The sequence below is a fragment of the Ottowia flava genome, assembly GCF_008017535.1.
Lineage (GTDB): Bacteria > Pseudomonadota > Gammaproteobacteria > Burkholderiales > Burkholderiaceae_C > Ottowia > Ottowia flava.
Genome location: NZ_VRUA01000004.1, coordinates 208885 through 223579 on the forward strand (window position 1 = coordinate 208885; position 14695 = coordinate 223579).

Annotated in this window: 13 protein-coding genes; 3 read left to right on the forward strand and 10 right to left on the reverse strand. The window is 67.1% G+C overall.

The genetic code is table 11. The features are described 5' to 3' along the window. Positions 1-282: 282 nt before the first annotated feature. The 6 genes from FVQ98_RS20275 to def all read right to left on the reverse strand — a co-directional run bounded on the left by FVQ98_RS20275 (position 283) and on the right by def (position 5411). Entirely contained in the window at positions 283-2025 is a 1743-nt protein-coding gene (locus FVQ98_RS20275; protein WP_147912717.1) for a YihY/virulence factor BrkB family protein, read from the reverse strand. A gap of 97 nt (positions 2026-2122) precedes the next feature. Next, entirely contained in the window at positions 2123-2470 is a 348-nt protein-coding gene (locus FVQ98_RS07085) for an AzlD domain-containing protein (RefSeq protein WP_147912718.1), read from the reverse strand. Continuing rightward, on the reverse strand, positions 2463-3176 hold the full coding sequence (locus FVQ98_RS07090; RefSeq protein ID WP_255507674.1) for an AzlC family ABC transporter permease: 714 nt from the start codon (positions 3174-3176) through the stop codon (positions 2463-2465). The genes FVQ98_RS07085 and FVQ98_RS07090 overlap by 8 nt, the downstream gene beginning before the upstream one ends. Positions 3177-3280: 104 nt before the next feature. Next, entirely contained in the window at positions 3281-4282 is a 1002-nt protein-coding gene (gene fmt, locus FVQ98_RS07095) for a methionyl-tRNA formyltransferase (RefSeq protein ID WP_147912719.1), read from the reverse strand. 78 nt (positions 4283-4360) lie between these two features. After that, positions 4361-4873: a hypothetical protein gene (locus FVQ98_RS07100; protein WP_147912720.1), complete on the reverse strand. Its 513-nt coding sequence runs from the start codon at positions 4871-4873 to the stop codon at positions 4361-4363. A gap of 1 nt (position 4874) precedes the next feature. Beyond that, positions 4875-5411, reverse strand: a complete 537-nt coding sequence (gene def / locus FVQ98_RS07105; RefSeq protein ID WP_147912721.1) for a peptide deformylase — start codon at positions 5409-5411, stop codon at positions 4875-4877. 143 nt (positions 5412-5554) lie between these two features. Between def and FVQ98_RS07110 the strand changes: the two genes are divergently transcribed. The 3 genes from FVQ98_RS07110 (at position 5555) to FVQ98_RS07120 (ending at position 8705) form a co-directional block, all read left to right on the forward strand. Continuing rightward, positions 5555-6847, forward strand: a complete 1293-nt coding sequence (locus tag FVQ98_RS07110) for a LysM peptidoglycan-binding domain-containing protein (RefSeq protein WP_147912722.1) — start codon at positions 5555-5557, stop codon at positions 6845-6847. Between the two features lie 70 nt (positions 6848-6917). Beyond that, positions 6918-8126: a DNA-processing protein DprA gene (gene dprA, locus FVQ98_RS07115; RefSeq protein WP_147912723.1), complete on the forward strand. Its 1209-nt coding sequence runs from the start codon at positions 6918-6920 to the stop codon at positions 8124-8126. 90 nt (positions 8127-8216) lie between these two features. Continuing rightward, the gene (locus tag FVQ98_RS07120; protein ID WP_147912724.1) at positions 8217-8705 is read left to right on the forward strand and encodes a Smg family protein; all 489 of its coding nucleotides are present in this window, start codon (positions 8217-8219) and stop codon (positions 8703-8705) included. A 79-nt stretch (positions 8706-8784) separates the two neighbouring features. Here FVQ98_RS07120 and FVQ98_RS07125 read toward each other — a convergent pair whose 3' ends face one another. The 4 genes from FVQ98_RS07125 to yajC all read right to left on the reverse strand — a co-directional run bounded on the left by FVQ98_RS07125 (position 8785) and on the right by yajC (position 14647). Beyond that, positions 8785-11283, reverse strand: coding sequence for a DUF1631 family protein (locus FVQ98_RS07125; protein WP_147912725.1), 2499 nt, complete (start codon positions 11281-11283; stop codon positions 8785-8787). A gap of 67 nt (positions 11284-11350) precedes the next feature. Then, positions 11351-12301: a protein translocase subunit SecF gene (secF, locus tag FVQ98_RS07130; protein ID WP_147912726.1), complete on the reverse strand. Its 951-nt coding sequence runs from the start codon at positions 12299-12301 to the stop codon at positions 11351-11353. A gap of 35 nt (positions 12302-12336) precedes the next feature. Next, positions 12337-14226 carry a protein translocase subunit SecD gene (secD, locus tag FVQ98_RS07135; protein WP_147912727.1) on the reverse strand — a complete coding sequence of 630 codons (1890 nt, stop codon included), beginning with the start codon at positions 14224-14226 and terminating at the stop codon, positions 12337-12339. An 88-nt stretch (positions 14227-14314) separates the two neighbouring features. After that, positions 14315-14647 carry a preprotein translocase subunit YajC gene (gene yajC / locus FVQ98_RS07140; protein ID WP_147912728.1) on the reverse strand — a complete coding sequence of 111 codons (333 nt, stop codon included), beginning with the start codon at positions 14645-14647 and terminating at the stop codon, positions 14315-14317. Between the last annotated feature and the right edge of the window lie 48 nt (positions 14648-14695).

Genomic DNA, 14695 nt, shown 5'->3' on the forward strand with positions numbered 1-14695 from the left:
TTCAGAAGCTGCCTGCGCAATTGGCTGTAGGGCGGCAGCCGCTTTTCTTCATCCATCAGCGCTTTCTTCGCACACCCGTGCGATTTGTACCCAGGGACTGTGGGCGGACCTGTGGACAAGCACGGGGACAAGCCGCGCAGGCCGCGCCGGGCCTGGGCTGGCGGGGGGTGCTGAAAGAATGGGCAGCTTGCCGCGGGCGGTGACGGCAAAAATTATGAAATTGCTAGCTGCCCGCGCAATCTGCTGTGGGGCCAGCGGGCGATTTGGCTCAAAAATCGCCGATCAGCGGCGGCGCCGGGCGGCGCGGCGCAGTTCGCGCAAGTCCGCATCCAGCGCGCGGCGGGCTTGCGCCAAGGCGTGGCGTTCGCGCCAGGCGTTGGCCTGGGCCAGCAGTTGCGAGGCGCCGCCGAGCGCGCCCTTGCGCCGCAGGCCCAGCCGGGCCACGGCTTCGCTGCGGGCGGTGCGCGTGCCCTGCCACAGCCAGCGCGCACCCTGGCGGGCCGCGCCGCTGCCCAGCAGCGCCAGGCCGAGGCCGCGCACGCTGCGGCCTGGGGCATCGGGCAGCGTGTCGGCAGCCTGGCGACGGGCGGTCTGCAGGTCGTCGGCCGCGCGCTGCTGGCGCTGCGTGGCCAAGCCGCGCAGGCCGGTGCGCACGTCGGCCATGGCCTCGGCCCGCGCCTCGCCGCCGCGCGGGCGCAGCACGAAGTAGCTGGCGACGCCGACCAAGGCGGCCATGGCGAGGTCCTTGCCGCGCACGTTGAGGATGGCGTCGCCCAGCGCCTCGCCGACCAGCGCCGTGGGCCGCAGGGCGCGCGCCGCGCGGGCCGCCTGGGCAGCGCGCGCAACGGCGCCGGACGCAGCGGCGGCAGAGCCCGGCGCTGGCGGTGCGCCTGAACCGCTGGGCGCGCCGGTCATGTCCGACAGCACGGCAGCGGCTGCCGCGGTGCCGACGGTGCCCTCGTCCGCCCCGATGGCGCGCCGCACTTCGCCCTGCACCGCGGTGACGGCGGCGGCCGGGGGCGGCGTGGCGGCGGCGGCAAAGTCGCCCTGGCGTTCGGCGAGCACGCGCGCGCAGCTGGCGCCGTACAGCAGCACGGCCGAGGCAAAGTAGATCCACATCAGCAGCACCACCAGCGAACCGGCCGCGCCGTAGGCCGAGACCACTGCGGCGGTGGACAGGTACCAGGCCAGCGCGTATTTGCCGACGCCGAACAGCAGCGCGCCGACGGCGCCGCCGGCGATGAGGTAGCGCAGGCGCGGCTGTGGCCCGGCGCTCATGCGCATCAGGGCGACGAACAGCGCGGTGGTGATGGCCAGCGACAGCAGCTGGTTGAGCACGATCAGCGCGGTCTCCATCTCGTAGCGGCTGCCGGCCCAGGTCTGCAGCAGGTTGACGGCGCTGGCGATGACCAGCGACACCAGCATCAGAAAGCCGAAGGCCAGCACGTAGGCGATGCCGCGCAGGCGCAGCGTGGCGCTGTGCCACCAGGCGTCGACCGCGGCGGTGCCGGTGCCCTGCGTCCACAGGCGCTCCAGCGCGGATTGCAGCTCGGCAAACACGCCGGTGGCACCGACGACCAGCAGCACGAAGGCCAGCACCGAGGCGAACAGCCCCTCGCCCGGCTGCTGCGCACTGGCGATGGCGGCCTGGACCACCTCGGCGCCCTTGGCACCGACCAGGCTTTCGACCTGGTGGATCAGGCTGGTCTGCAGCACCTCGCGGTCGACCACGTAGCCCAGCACGGCGACCAGCACCAGCAGCAGCGGGGCGATGCTGAACATGCCGTAGAAGGCCATGGCGGCGCTCATGCGCAGGCCGTCGGCGTCGGACCACAGCTCGAACGAGCGGTACAGCGGGTACAGCGGACGCAGGCGGCCCTTGAACAGCTTGGGCACCACGGTTTCGTTGACGGCGCGGTTGGCGGCCTGCTCGCCCGGCGTGGGTACGTGCTCGGCCGCATCGGCCAACGCAGCGGCCGCGGCGCGGCTGGAAGGGGAGGAATAGGCGGTGTCGGCGTCGGGCATTGCCCGCAGTCTAGGCGCTGGCGCCGCCAGCCCGGGACAGCGCGCGGCCCCAGCGCGTGTCAGCGCGCGCCGACGCGCGCACCCCGCTGCCTGGCGCCTACCAGCCCAGCCCCAGGCGCAGCGGCAAATACACCGCCATGCCCACGGCAATGGTCAGCGGCAGGGCAAAGCCCTTGTGGCGCCGCCAGAAGTAGAACGCCGCCGCGACGACCGCCGCCCACACCCGCGCGTCGCGCCAGGGCGCGGTGAAGGCGCCGCCGGTCATCACGATGTCGGGCGCGATCACGGCGGTCAGCGCGGCAATCGGCGCGTACTGCAGGCCGCGCTGGGCCCAGTCGGGCAGGTTCCACTCGCGCTCGCTGATGAAGAAGAAGCAGCGCGTGACGACGGTGATCACCGTCATGCCCACGATGACGAGCAGCGTCCAGCCGTCGGTCTCAGCCATGGCCGATCTCCTTGGGCGGCGGGCGCGGCGTTACCTTGTGCTCCAGCAACAGGCACAGCGCCACCGCCACGGCGATGGCCGAGACGATGTTCAGCCGGTACGGCAGCCCAAAGGCCGCCACGGCCGCCGCCGCCGCGATGAGCGCCGACAGCGCGCGCAGCCGCGTGGTGGCCAGCGAACAGGCCACCGCCAGCAGCGCCAGCGTGCCGGCGAATTCCAGCCCCCAGCTGGCCGGCAGCGCGTTGCCCAAAAAGATGCCCAGCATGCTCAGCGTCTGCCAGAACAGCCAGTTGCAGACGTTGCCGCCCCACAGGTAGGCCATCTGCGCGCGGCGCTGGGTCTCGGTCTCGGCGGGCTTGGGAAAGCGCCGCGTGTAGAGCACGTAGGTCACGTCGCCGGTGAAGTAGCCGAGGTACAGCCGCTTGAGGCGCGGCAGGAACATGAAGTAGTCGCGCAGGTGCAGGCTGAACACGACAAAGCGCAGGTTCACGCAGAACGCCGTGGCCAGGATGACCCACAGTGGCGCGCCCGCGGCGATCAGCGGAATGGCGGCCAGCTGCGCGCTGCCAGCGAACACCAGCAGCGACATCAACACCGCCTCGGTGATGCTCATGCCGCTCTTGATCATGGCCACGCCGGTCATGAACGACCAGGCCGTGAGGCCGACCGAAATGCCCGCCATCTCGCGCGCGCCGACCCAGAACATCGGGTGGCGTGCCGTGCGCGCATAGCTGTCCACGCGGTGCGCCAGCCAGGCGCCGATGCGTCCGCGCGGCGACAGATCGCGCGGCGGATCGGGCAAAGGCATGTTCATGGCTGGGCGCCTTGTGCGGTGGCAGGCGCCGCGTCGTCCGCGCCGAAGCGCTGGCCCGGCGCCAGCGGAAAACCGCGCAGGAAGTCGCGCGCCGGCAAGCGCTTGCCGCCGGGGCGCTGCAGCTCGGTCAGCCGCAGGCAGCCTTCGCCGCAGGCGACGCCGATGCCATCGTCGTTGATGAACACAATCTGCCCGTCGCGCACGTCGGGCTTGCGCGGGCAGCTATCGATTTCAGAGCGCCACACCTTCACCGTGTCGCCGCCCAGCGTGGTGCTGGCGCCGGGAAAGGGGTCGAAGGCGCGCACCCGGCGCTCGATCTGCGTGGCGGGCAGGTGCCAATCGATGGCGGCTTCGTGCTTTTCGATCTTGTGCGCGTAGGTGACGCCCTCGCCCGGCTGCGGCTCGGGGCGCAGACCGCCACAGGCAGCCAGTTCCAGCGCTTCGACGATCATGCGGCCGCCCAGCGCGGCCAGCGCGTCGTGCAGGCTGGCGGTGGTGGCGCGCGCGCCAATGGGCAGGCGCTCGGTCAGCAGCATGTCGCCCGTGTCCAGGCCGGCGTCCATCTGCATGATGGTCACGCCGGTGTCGGTGTCGCCCGCCTCGATGGCGCGGTGGATGGGGGCGGCGCCGCGCCAGCGGGGCAATAAGGAAGCATGAATGTTCAAGCACCCCAAGCGCGGCACATCCAGCACCCACTGCGGCAGGATCAACCCGTAAGCGGCGACGACCATGACGTCGGCCTGCGCGGCCAGCAGCGCGTCGCGCGCGGCGGCGGCGTCCTCGGGGTACTTGCCGTCCAGGCGCAGGCTGCGCGGCTGGGCGACGGCGATGCCGTGGTCGAGCGCGAACTGCTTGACGGGCGAGGCCTGCAGCTTCATGCCGCGGCCTGCGGGGCGGTCGGGCTGGGTCAGGACCAGGGGCACCTCGAAACCGGCGCGGTGCAGGGCCTCGAGCGCGACACGCGCGAATTCCGGCGTGCCGGCAAAGACAACTTTCATGCTACTTATTGCATAGCTGCCTGCGCTGATGGTTGTAGCGCTGGCGGCCTTTTTCTTATCAATTTCTGGACGATCCGCTCAGCGCGGATCGGGTGGGTCGGGCAGGGATTCGTCGCCCACGGAATAGTGCCGCACCACGCCACCCGGGTCGATGTCGATGTACAGCAGGCGCCACACCGGGCCGTCGGCGTAGCGCCAGACCCAGATCACGCCCTTGAAGTTGTGCACGCCCATGGTTTGCGCGGGCGGGCCGTATTCGCGCAGCACGTCTTCGCGCGACCAGCGGTCGGGCTGGATGCGCTGGGCGAACAGGCCCTCGTTCAGCGCCTGCTCAACCCGCGCGACGCGGCCCTGGGCGTCGAGATCGACGTTGAACACCTGCTGACCGGCGGGCTGACGCGAATACTGCAAGCGTTCCCCGCCGCCGGGCAGCGGGTAGCGACCGGTGGGCGCGCCAAGCGTGTGCACCACGTCGGCCATGGGCGTGCCAGGGGTAATCTGGTCGGGATTGGCACAGCCGGTCAGCAGCGCCACGCCCGCCGCGAGCGAGGCGCGCAGCAGCCAGCCAGCGACGGCGCCGCGCGCGGCCATGTCAGACGCGCTCCTGCTCGCGCGCCTTGTCTTTCTGGTCCTGGCGCTCTTCCTTGAGCAGCTTGGTCTTGATGCGGTTGCGCTTGAGCGGTGACAGGTATTCGACGAACACCTTGCCCATCAGGTGGTCCATCTCGTGCTGGATGCACACGGCCAGCAGGCCATCGGCCTCGATGTCGCGCGCCTTCCCCTCACCATCGAGGGCGCGCACCTTGACCTGCGCGGCGCGCTCGACGCCGTCGTAGATGCCGGGCACGGACAGGCAGCCTTCGTCGCCGCGGATGCGCTCGTCGCTGGCCCACAACACTTCAGGGTTGATCAGCACCATGGGGTCGTCGCGGTCTTCCGACACGTCGATGACGATCAGGCGCTCGTGCACGTCGACCTGGGTGGCGGCCAGGCCGATGCCCTTGGCGTCGTACATGGTTTCGAACATCTGGGCAATCAGGGCTTTCAGACGGTCGTCCACCGCAGCAACGGGCTTGGCCACCTTGTGCAGGCGGGCGTCGGGATAACGAAGAATCGGGAGCAAGGCCATGGGAGGAAGTTCCAAGATGTGGCTATTTTCGCGACTTTTCCCGTTTCACGCTGACCGCTTGGGGCAATTTCGTTGCCGTAACAAGGGCTTGAATGCAGAATGTCCAGTGCTTTGTCAAGTCAATAGACGCGCCTCGCAAAACAATGAAACACACTTTTCCTGGTGCCACGCGCGCCTTGACCGTGCCCCTCGGCCTGCTGGTGGCCGCCATGTTCGCCGCCCTGCCTGCGCAGGCGCAGCCGGCGTCGCAACGCCCTGTCAGCCCTCAGCAACGCGCCACGGCGCAGCAAGTGGCGAGCGCGGGCGTGCCGCTGTCCGCGCTGGCGCGCAACGCGCCCGAGGAATACACGGTGCGCCGCGGCGACACGCTGTGGGGCATTTCCGGCAAATTCCTCAAGTCCGCCTGGCGCTGGCCTGAGCTGTGGGGCATGAACCTGCAGGACATCCGCAACCCGCACCTGATTTACCCCGGCCAGCAGCTCTATCTGGAGCGCGTGGGCGACCGCGCCTTCCTGCGCGCGCGCCGCGGCGGCGATGGTCAGGAAGGCAACACCGTGCGCGTGTCACCGCGCAACCGCGTCGAAATGCTGGGCAACGGGCCGCTGCCCACCCTGCAGCCGCACCTGATCGAGCCGTTCCTGACCGAGCCGCTGGTGGTGGATGACGACACATTCAAACGCGCGCCACGCATTGTTGCGCTGGCCGACCGCGACCGCGTGCTGGTCGGCAAGGGCGACCGCGCCTACGTGCGCGGCCCCGCCGACGCACCGCTGCTGATGGCGCCCGGGCTGCCCACCGACTTTCGCGTGTTCCGCACGGCCAAGCCGCTCAAGGACCCGGTCTCGGGTGAGATTTTGGGCTACGAAGGCCAGTACGTCGGGCAGGCGCAACTGGCGCGCGGCGAGAGCGAGTCCGAGGAAGTGCTGGCGCCAAGCTACGACCAGCCGCGCACACCGGCCGCTGGCGAGCGCTTCTCCGAGCCACCTACCGCCGCAGATGCCCGCCGCAACCTGCTGCCGGTGCCCGCCACCGTCGACGTGGTCAGCAGCAAGGAGGAGATGCGCGCAGGCGACCGCCTGCTGCCCGAGCCACCGCGCGAATACCGCAACTACGTGCCGCACGCGCCCGACATGCCGGTGGACGCGCGCGTCGTCGCCATCTACGGCAACTCGGTGCGCTTTGCCGGCCAGAACCAGATTGTTGTGATCAACAAGGGCCTGCGCGACGGTGTCGAGAATGGCCACGTGCTGTCGATGCTGTCGACCGGCCCTCACCTGGCCGACAAGACCGAGCGCGGGCGCACGCTGATGAAGCTGCCGGACGAACGCAACGGCGTGGCCATGGTGTTCCGCCCGTTCGACCGCGTGTCCTACGTGCTGGTGATGGAAGCCGCTACCCCGGTGCAGGTCGGCGACAAGCTGACCAACCCGCGCTGACGAGCCTGCGCGCGCGGGCGCGCCTGCCTACCACTTTCGCCCGCGCACCGTCCTGCGAGCCTTTGCGCGCATGAGCCCTGGAGAACTGTCCGCCTGGCTGCGCCTGACGCTGACACCGGGCGTCGGCAATGACGCGGCGCGCCGGCTGCTGGCCGCGTTCGGTCTGCCCGAAGCCGTGTTCGAGCAAAGCGACGCGGCACTCCGGCAAGTCGTCACCGCCGCGCAGGCACAGGCCCTGCACACCGAGCCCGACGGACTGGATCGCCTGCACGGCGCCACGCTGGCATGGCTGACGGGCGGCGACGGTGAGCACGGCCGCCGCCAGGTCGTGACTCTGGGCGACTGCGCCTACCCCGTGAGCCTGCTGGCGATGGAGGATCCGCCCTTGCTGCTGTATCTGCAGGGGCAGACGCAGGCATTGGCAGGCGTGGCAAACCCTGCTGCAGGGCCACACAACATCCTGGGTTGGCCGGAACGCGCACTCGCCATTGTCGGCAGCCGCAATCCCACCCCGCAGGGCGCTGAAAACGCGCGTCAGTTTGCGCGCAACTTCAGCGCGGCGGGTATGACCGTGGTTTCCGGCCTTGCCCTGGGCGTGGATGGCGCCGCTCACGAGGGCGCCCTGTCTGCCTGGCCTGAGGAGGGTCAGCCTTCTGGCCGGATCTGCACCGTGGCCGTGGTTGGCACCGGCATCGACCGCGTCTATCCGGCACGGCACCACGCTCTGGCCCAACGCGTTGCCCGCCAAGGCCTGATCGTCAGCGAGTACCCGGTGGGAACGCCACCGTTGCCACCGAACTTTCCCAAGCGCAACCGGCTGATCGCCGGCCTGTCTCAAGGCACGCTGGTGGTCGAAGCGGCGCTGCAGTCCGGTTCGCTGATCACCGCTCGGCTCGCATCCGAGCAGGGCAAGGAGGTGTTTGCCATTCCCGGCTCCATCCACAACCCGCAGTCGCGCGGCTGCCACGCGTTGATACGCCAAGGCGCCAAGCTGGTCGAAAACGCTCAGGATGTGCTGGAAGAGCTGCGTTGGCCAGCGCCTGCAGTTGCTATCAATAGAGAAGCTGATCACGCAGACTCATCGGGGGCTGCAACCTCATTGCGCGCAGAAGATGAAATCTTGCGGGCGATGGGCAGCGACCCGGTTGGCCTGGACGCGCTGCAAGCGCGCACAGGCCTGCCTACACCCCAACTGCAAGCCCGCTTGCTCGAACTGGAACTGGCTGGCCATGTCGCCCGTCTCCCGGGCGGCTTGCTGCAGCGCATGGCGCTGGGCTGACGTCGAGCCGTGCCTCGGCCACCCTGTGGTGGCGTGGCAACGCTTCCATTTCGCGAGCGAGCTGCCACACGCATGGGCTATATTGGGCCCATGTATGAAGTCCTCGCCTACGTCTACGAAACCTTCTGGGGCGGAGAGGACTGCCCGGGACGGGAACAACTCGGACGGCGCCTGAGCAACGCTGGTTTCGAACGTGAGGAAGTCCAATCCGCACTGGCTTGGCTTGACGGGCTAAACGTGGCGGCCCAGTCGCTGGCGGAAAGCCCGATCACAGGGGCCGACCTCTCTCTCGCGGACGCACGCCCAACCGATAGCCTGCGCATCTACACACCGCGCGAGTTGGCCCACCTGGGGCCCGACGGCATCGCCTGCCTGCACTTTCTCGAACGTGCAGGCGCACTGCCGTTGGAATTGCGAGAGCTCGTGATTGACCGCGCAATGGCTGTGTCGGAGTCCCCGCTAGAGCTGGACGAGCTGAAAGTCATCATCATGATGGTGTATTGGCGCACCGGCGTCGAGCCGGATGTGCTCATCCTAGATGAGCTGTGCGACAACCCAAACAGGCGCCTGGCCCACTGACACTCGTGCGGGCCTGAAGACGGTCAGGTGTTTGGATGGGCTCCTGCCGCGTGGCGCACTGGGCGCCAGACAGCTTGCATCAGTGCAGCAGACGTTCCGGGTCGGCGTTGAGCTTGGCCAACGCCTCACGGGTGGCACGCACCGTGAGCGCTTCGTCCTCGATCGGCACGAGCAGGCCGGCCTGCAGGTAGGCGGCCATGCGTCGCGTCTGCACCAAATAGCTCTTGCCCACACCCGCGGAAAACAGGTGCAGCTGACCGCGCGCACTGCGCCACACGTACTGCACCTGCACCACGGCACCGTTCAACTCGAGCGAGAACCAGGCGCCCAACTCGAGCGCCCGCGCCCATTCCAGCATGCCGTCGCTGGGCAGCGAACCCCCGGCTGCAATGACCTCCAGCGCCGATTCGTCGACACCGAACATCAACTCGATCATGCCGGGGTCGAGCAGCAGATCGCCCTCGGGGTCATCGGTGACAACGTCTTCGAGGCCCGCCAGCCCACGCGCCAGATCGTCCAGCTTTTCCTGCGGCAAGCCTTCGTCGCGTGACACAAAAGCCGCCATGACGGCGTCGTTGACCAGCTTAATGTGGCCGTCCTGCTCTTCCTCTGGCATGGCCAGCATGGTCATGCCGCCTCGCAAGGCCTGCAGCAGGCTGGACAGCTGTTGGACGACGCGCCGGCGCTCTTCCCGATCGGGCTTGGGGCTGACCGCCCACAGCAGGTCGGCTGCCGCCTGCTTCAAGCTCAAGGTCTGCGCATGCTGCGCGCCATGCCGCACGGCGGCGAGCGCCAACACCTCCGACCAGACGCGGAACAGGAATTCGCGCACCTCGTCGGCCACAGGCACCGGGTCCAGCATGCGGCGCAATTCAATGGTGTACTGGATTGAAAGGGCCTCCTTCTGCTCGACCTGCTGAGCCAATGTGGCCGCTTGCTGGACAGCACCCGTGTCGGACAGCGAGCGTCCCAGGAATTTCTTGAACTCATCGAGCACCAGCTGGTAAACGCGTCGACCGGTTTCAGGGTATTGCTCAATGACCTGCACCACCCGCTTGACCTCACGCTCCAGCCGATTGCCGAGCACTTGCGAGCCATCGAAGCCCAGCACGCATGCACCCATGCGGTCGATCAGCTGACGCGCCGGGTGCTGAATGGAAGCAAAGAAATCAGGCTCGGCCAGCGCCAGGCGCAGCACCGGAATCTGCAAGCGCGCAAACCAGACCCGGATCGACGCGGGTATGCGTTCTTCCGCCAGGATCGCCTGGAACATCAGAGCGACGATTTCAATGATGGCCTTCTCGCTGGGCTTCTCGGCCTTTTCCTTGAGATCCGATGCCCGCCGACGCAGTTGCGTCGCAACGCGCTCGACCTCCATCAGCGGTTGCGTGACACTGCCGCCAGGCGCGCCAGGTCGGCTGACCCACTCCGTCGTGGCAAAAGGCGTCACCTGCTCGCCGAGGGCACGCGCTAAACGCGGGGAGGGTGCCCCAACCGCCGCAGTCTCGTCAAAATCGGCGACGCGGTCCGAAATCAGGCGGCGCAACTGACCGAGCACACCCTGGGCCCGCTGCCGGACCCGCGCCATCGGCGTGACGCCGGTCATCATGCGGGTTTCCTGCGACGCGCGCGCCAAAGCTGAAGCCTGCACGGTAGGGGTCTGAGTCGCTGGACCTGCCGCGCCGGACGACCGCGCCTGACCTGGCGAATGATTTGCAGCGATGGGCGCGCCGTACCAACTCGCCGTCGGCACTCCAGCGCTGCGCGCCGTTGCCTGATGGCCAAAATCGGAAGGGACAGGCGCTCGGCCAGCGACCGGTCCATCACCGGCGTACCCTTGCATAGCGCCGGAATAGCCACGGCCACTCTGCGCCACTGGCGCGCCACCAGCGCCCGCTGGCCCACCCTCGCCGCCGTCATCTTCTGACCTTCGCACGCGCGACTTCATGTCGATCTCGGCCATCACGCCCTGGTCGACCAAAAATTCGTTGGCTTGTCGATAAGCCTGCGCCATGCTGGCGCAGAGCAACTCGTTGACCGGCGCCTGAATCAGGCCCCACATGGGCCGCGTCAACCCGCAGCCGGTCCAGGCCTGCACCAGAATCTGGGCCAGCGTCTCCGGCGGAAAGACTTCATGCCGACCCCACTCGCTGACGCGTTCGAGCCGTTGCACCCGTATCCGCAGGTCGTTGAGGTCACTGCCGGCAGCCTCGATGACTGCAGAAGCCAGTCGGGACGCGATGATCTTGCGCTCGACAACCTCATCGTCCACCAGGCCCAGAGCACCTACACCGCTGTGACTCCCCGCGTCCCGCACACGCCCCAGCGTGGCCTGCCATTGCTGGCGAGATTGGGCGACCCAGTGATCGTGTTCGCGGCGGAAAGCTGCAACCGTATCCAGCGCGAGCCGAGACTCAGCGACGCTGCCGAAACGCCCCGCAGTCGTCAGCGACGACAAGTGGAGTTGGACCTTGCTCCCCAAGGCCAGCAGCGCCCGATCCATGTCGAGCACAAAACGCTCGCGCGCTTGCTGCGCAAGTCGGTGCGGCGTGGCGGAGGATTGGCGCGGTGTGACCATGCACTGTCGGGGCGAATGCGGCTCAGTATCGCATGGCCACCGCGGGTGGCCTCAGGGCGCAACGCAGCTATACCACAGCGCCTGCGTTCGGATCGTTGGGGTCGCCTTCCTTGCGGCCAGGCTTGATCAGGTCTTCGCGCTTGACACCCAGCCACATGGCAATGGCAGCCGCCACGAACACCGAAGAATAGATGCCGAAAAGAATGCCGATCGTCAGCGCCATCGCGAAGTAGTGCAGCGTATCGCCACCGAACCACAGCATCGACAGCACCATGGCCTGGGTAGACGCGTGCGTGATGATGGTTCGGCTGATCGTCGACGTGATGGCGTGGTCGATCACCTGCACCGGCGTCATCTTACGGTAACGCCTGAACGATTCGCGAATCCGGTCAAAGATAACCACCGACTCGTTCACCGAGTAACCGAGCACGGCCAAGACCGCCGCCAACACGGCCAGTGAGAACTCCCACTGAAAAAAGGCAAAAAAGCCCAGAATGATCACAACGTCGTGCAGGTTGGCAATGGCTCCCGCCACGGCGTACTTCCACTCGAACCGGATCGACAAATAGATCAGGATACCCACGACCACAAAGGCGAGCGCCTTAAGTCCGTCGGCGGCCAGTTCCTGCCCCACCTGCGGCCCCACGAACTCGGTTCGCCGCATCTGCACCGTGGGCTCGTCCGCCCGCAATGCCTTCATCACCTGCTCACTGACCTGCGCCGAAGACTCACCCTGCCGAACCGGCAGGCGAATCATGACGTCGCGCGAGGTCCCGAAGTTCTGCACCTGGACATCGGCGTAGCCCAGTCCGCCCAGCGCGTTGCGCACCTTGGTCAGGTCGGCGGTTTGCTGGTAGCTGACTTCCATCACCGTTCCACCGGTGAATTCCACCGACAGATGCAGGCCGCGCGTGACCAGAAAGAACACGGCAAGGACAAATGTGATGATCGAGATCGCGTTGAGGATCAACGCGTGCTTCATGAACGGGATGTCGCGCCGGATGCGGAAAAATTCCATGGCTCAGCTTCTCCTAGGCAGTCTGGGGGCGCAGATCAAAGGGCTTCGTCGGCAGGACCGCCGCGTTGGTAGCCCTCTTCAGGCCGCCACACCGTACCGACCGACAGATTCTTGAGCTTCTTCTTGCGCCCGTACCAGAAGTTGACCAAGCCACGAGAGAAGAACACGGACGAGAACATCGAGGTCAATAGTCCCAGACAGTGCACCACCGCAAAGCCGCGTACCGGGCCTGAACCAAAGGCCAGCAGTGCAATACCGACGATAAGTGAGGTAACGTTTGAGTCCAGGATCGTCGCCCATGCACGGTCGTAACCGGCATGGATCGCCGCCTGCGGCGAGGCGCCCGCGCGCAATTCTTCCCGCACACGTTCGTTGATCAGCACGTTGGCGTCGATCGCCATGCCGATGGCCAGCGCCATGGCCGCCATACCAGGCAGCGTCAGCGTCGCCTGCATCATCGACAGGATGGCAACCAGCAGCAGCAGGTTGAAGGCCAGCGCGACGCTGGAGAACACCCCGAACAGCCCGTAGTACACGCACATGAACAGGCAGATCACGATGAAGCCGCCCACCACACTGTGAAAGCCCTTGGTGATGTTCTCGGCGCCCAGGCTGGGGCCGATGGTGCGCTCTTCAATGATCTCCATGGGGGCGGCCAGCGAACCGGCGCGCAGCAACAGTGCCAGGTCGTTCGCTTCGACCACGCTCATCGAACCCGAAATCTGGAAGCGGTTGCCCAGTTCGGCCTGAATGACGGGTGCCGTCAGCGCCTCGCCCTTGCCCTTTTCGAACAAGATGATGGCCATGCGCTTCTTCAGGTTCTCGCGGCTGACGTCGCGCATGATGCGGCCGCCCTGCGCGTTGACCGTCAGGTCGACCTTGGGCTGCTGCGTCTGCGAATCGAAGCCGGGCTGCGCGTCCGTCAGGCTCTCGCCGGTCAGAATGACCTGGCGCTTGACGATCACAGGCTGGCCGTCGCGCAGCAGGAATTTCTCCGAGCCGAACGGCACCGTCCCGTTGCTCATCTCTGCGGCACGGCCTTCGGCGCTTTCGTCCACCAGACGCATCTCCAGCGTGGCGGTTCGGCCCAGAATGTCCTTGGCCTTGGCTGTGTCCTGAACGCCCGGCAACTGCACCACGACACGGTCGGCACCCTGCTGCTGGATGACCGGCTCGGCCACACCCAGTTCATTCACCCGGTTGTGCAGCGTGGTGATGTTCTGCTTGACGGCGTCGCTCTGCACCTTCTGCAGCGCCTGGGGCTTGAAGCTGGCAACCAGCTTCGGCTCCGTGCCTTGCACTTCTTCGACCTGCAGGTCAGGCACCTGATCAGTGACCACCCTGCGTGCGGCTTCCAGCGTTGCCGCATCGCGCGCGCGGATCTCGATGTTGTTGCCCTCACGGCTGATGCCTCCATGCCGCACATCCTTCTCGCGCAAAGCCAGACGAATGTCGTTCGACAAGGTGTCCAGCCGCTTGGTGATGGCCGCGCGCATGTCCACCTGCAGCATGAAGTGCACGCCACCGCGCAGGTCCAGCCCCAGGTACATCGGCTTGGCGTTGATGGCGGCCAGCCAGGCCGGCGAACGAGACACCAGGTTCAGCGCCACCACGTAGGCAGGGTCGGTCGCGTCAGGATTGACGGCATGTTCGATCGCATCCTTGGCCTTGAGCTGGTCGTCCGTCGTGTCGAATCGGGCCAGCACCGAAGTGCCTTCCAGCGCCAATTGGTTCGGCGCCAGGTTGACCGCCTTCAGCGCCTCTTCCACGCGTGCAAGCGTGCCGCTGTCCACCTTGGCCGTCACTTTGCCGGCCGACACCTGCACCGCTGGCGCCTCGCCAAAGAAGTTGGGCAAGGTGTAGAGCACCGCCACCACAAAGGTGATGGCGATGATCACGTACTTCCAGATGGGGTAGCGGTTCATGGTGCAAAAAATTGGGGGATTGCGCCGACCGGCGCGACGGGCTGGGCGCGAGGCCGCTCAGGCCCTGCCCGCATTGCGATTCGTTTGCTTACTTGATGGTTCCCTTGGGCAGCACCTGCACGACGGCACTGCGCTGCATCTGGATCTCGACGCCGCTGGCCACCTGCAGGCCGATGTGGCTATCGGAAATCGATGCCACTTTCCCCAGCATGCCCCCGGCGGTGACCACCTCGTCACCCTTGGCCAGCGCGTCGATCATCGCGCGGTGTTCCTTCTGTTTCTTCATTTGCGGGCGAATCATGATGAAGTACAGCACCACGAACATCAGCACCAGCGGCGCCATGCTCATGAGCGAGGAAGTCATGTCGCCACCTGCAGCGGCTGCGGGGGCGGTCTGGGCAAAAGCGTTGGAGATGAACATCGGCGGACTCCTGAAGGTCGATGATGCGCAAGCGCGGCGCGAAGGCCG

Bases quoted from the DNA above. Each gene is read 5' to 3' on its own strand.
- FVQ98_RS20275 (WP_147912717.1), bottom strand. From the start codon at position 2,025: ATGCCCGACGCCGACACCGCCTATTCCTCCCCTTCCAGCCGCGCCGCG.
- FVQ98_RS07085 (WP_147912718.1), bottom strand. From the start codon at position 2,470: ATGGCTGAGACCGACGGCTGGACGCTGCTCGTCATCGTGGGCATGACG.
- FVQ98_RS07090 (WP_255507674.1), bottom strand. From the start codon at position 3,176: ATGTTCTGGGTCGGCGCGCGCGAGATGGCGGGCATTTCGGTCGGCCTC.
- fmt (WP_147912719.1), bottom strand. From the start codon at position 4,282: ATGAAAGTTGTCTTTGCCGGCACGCCGGAATTCGCGCGTGTCGCGCTC.
- FVQ98_RS07100 (WP_147912720.1), bottom strand. From the start codon at position 4,873: ATGGCCGCGCGCGGCGCCGTCGCTGGCTGGCTGCTGCGCGCCTCGCTC.
- def (WP_147912721.1), bottom strand. From the start codon at position 5,411: ATGGCCTTGCTCCCGATTCTTCGTTATCCCGACGCCCGCCTGCACAAG.
- FVQ98_RS07110 (WP_147912722.1), top strand. From the start codon at position 5,555: ATGAAACACACTTTTCCTGGTGCCACGCGCGCCTTGACCGTGCCCCTC.
- dprA (WP_147912723.1), top strand. From the start codon at position 6,918: ATGAGCCCTGGAGAACTGTCCGCCTGGCTGCGCCTGACGCTGACACCG.
- FVQ98_RS07120 (WP_147912724.1), top strand. From the start codon at position 8,217: ATGTATGAAGTCCTCGCCTACGTCTACGAAACCTTCTGGGGCGGAGAG.
- FVQ98_RS07125 (WP_147912725.1), bottom strand. From the start codon at position 11,283: ATGGTCACACCGCGCCAATCCTCCGCCACGCCGCACCGACTTGCGCAG.
- secF (WP_147912726.1), bottom strand. From the start codon at position 12,301: ATGGAATTTTTCCGCATCCGGCGCGACATCCCGTTCATGAAGCACGCG.
- secD (WP_147912727.1), bottom strand. From the start codon at position 14,226: ATGAACCGCTACCCCATCTGGAAGTACGTGATCATCGCCATCACCTTT.
- yajC (WP_147912728.1), bottom strand. From the start codon at position 14,647: ATGTTCATCTCCAACGCTTTTGCCCAGACCGCCCCCGCAGCCGCTGCA.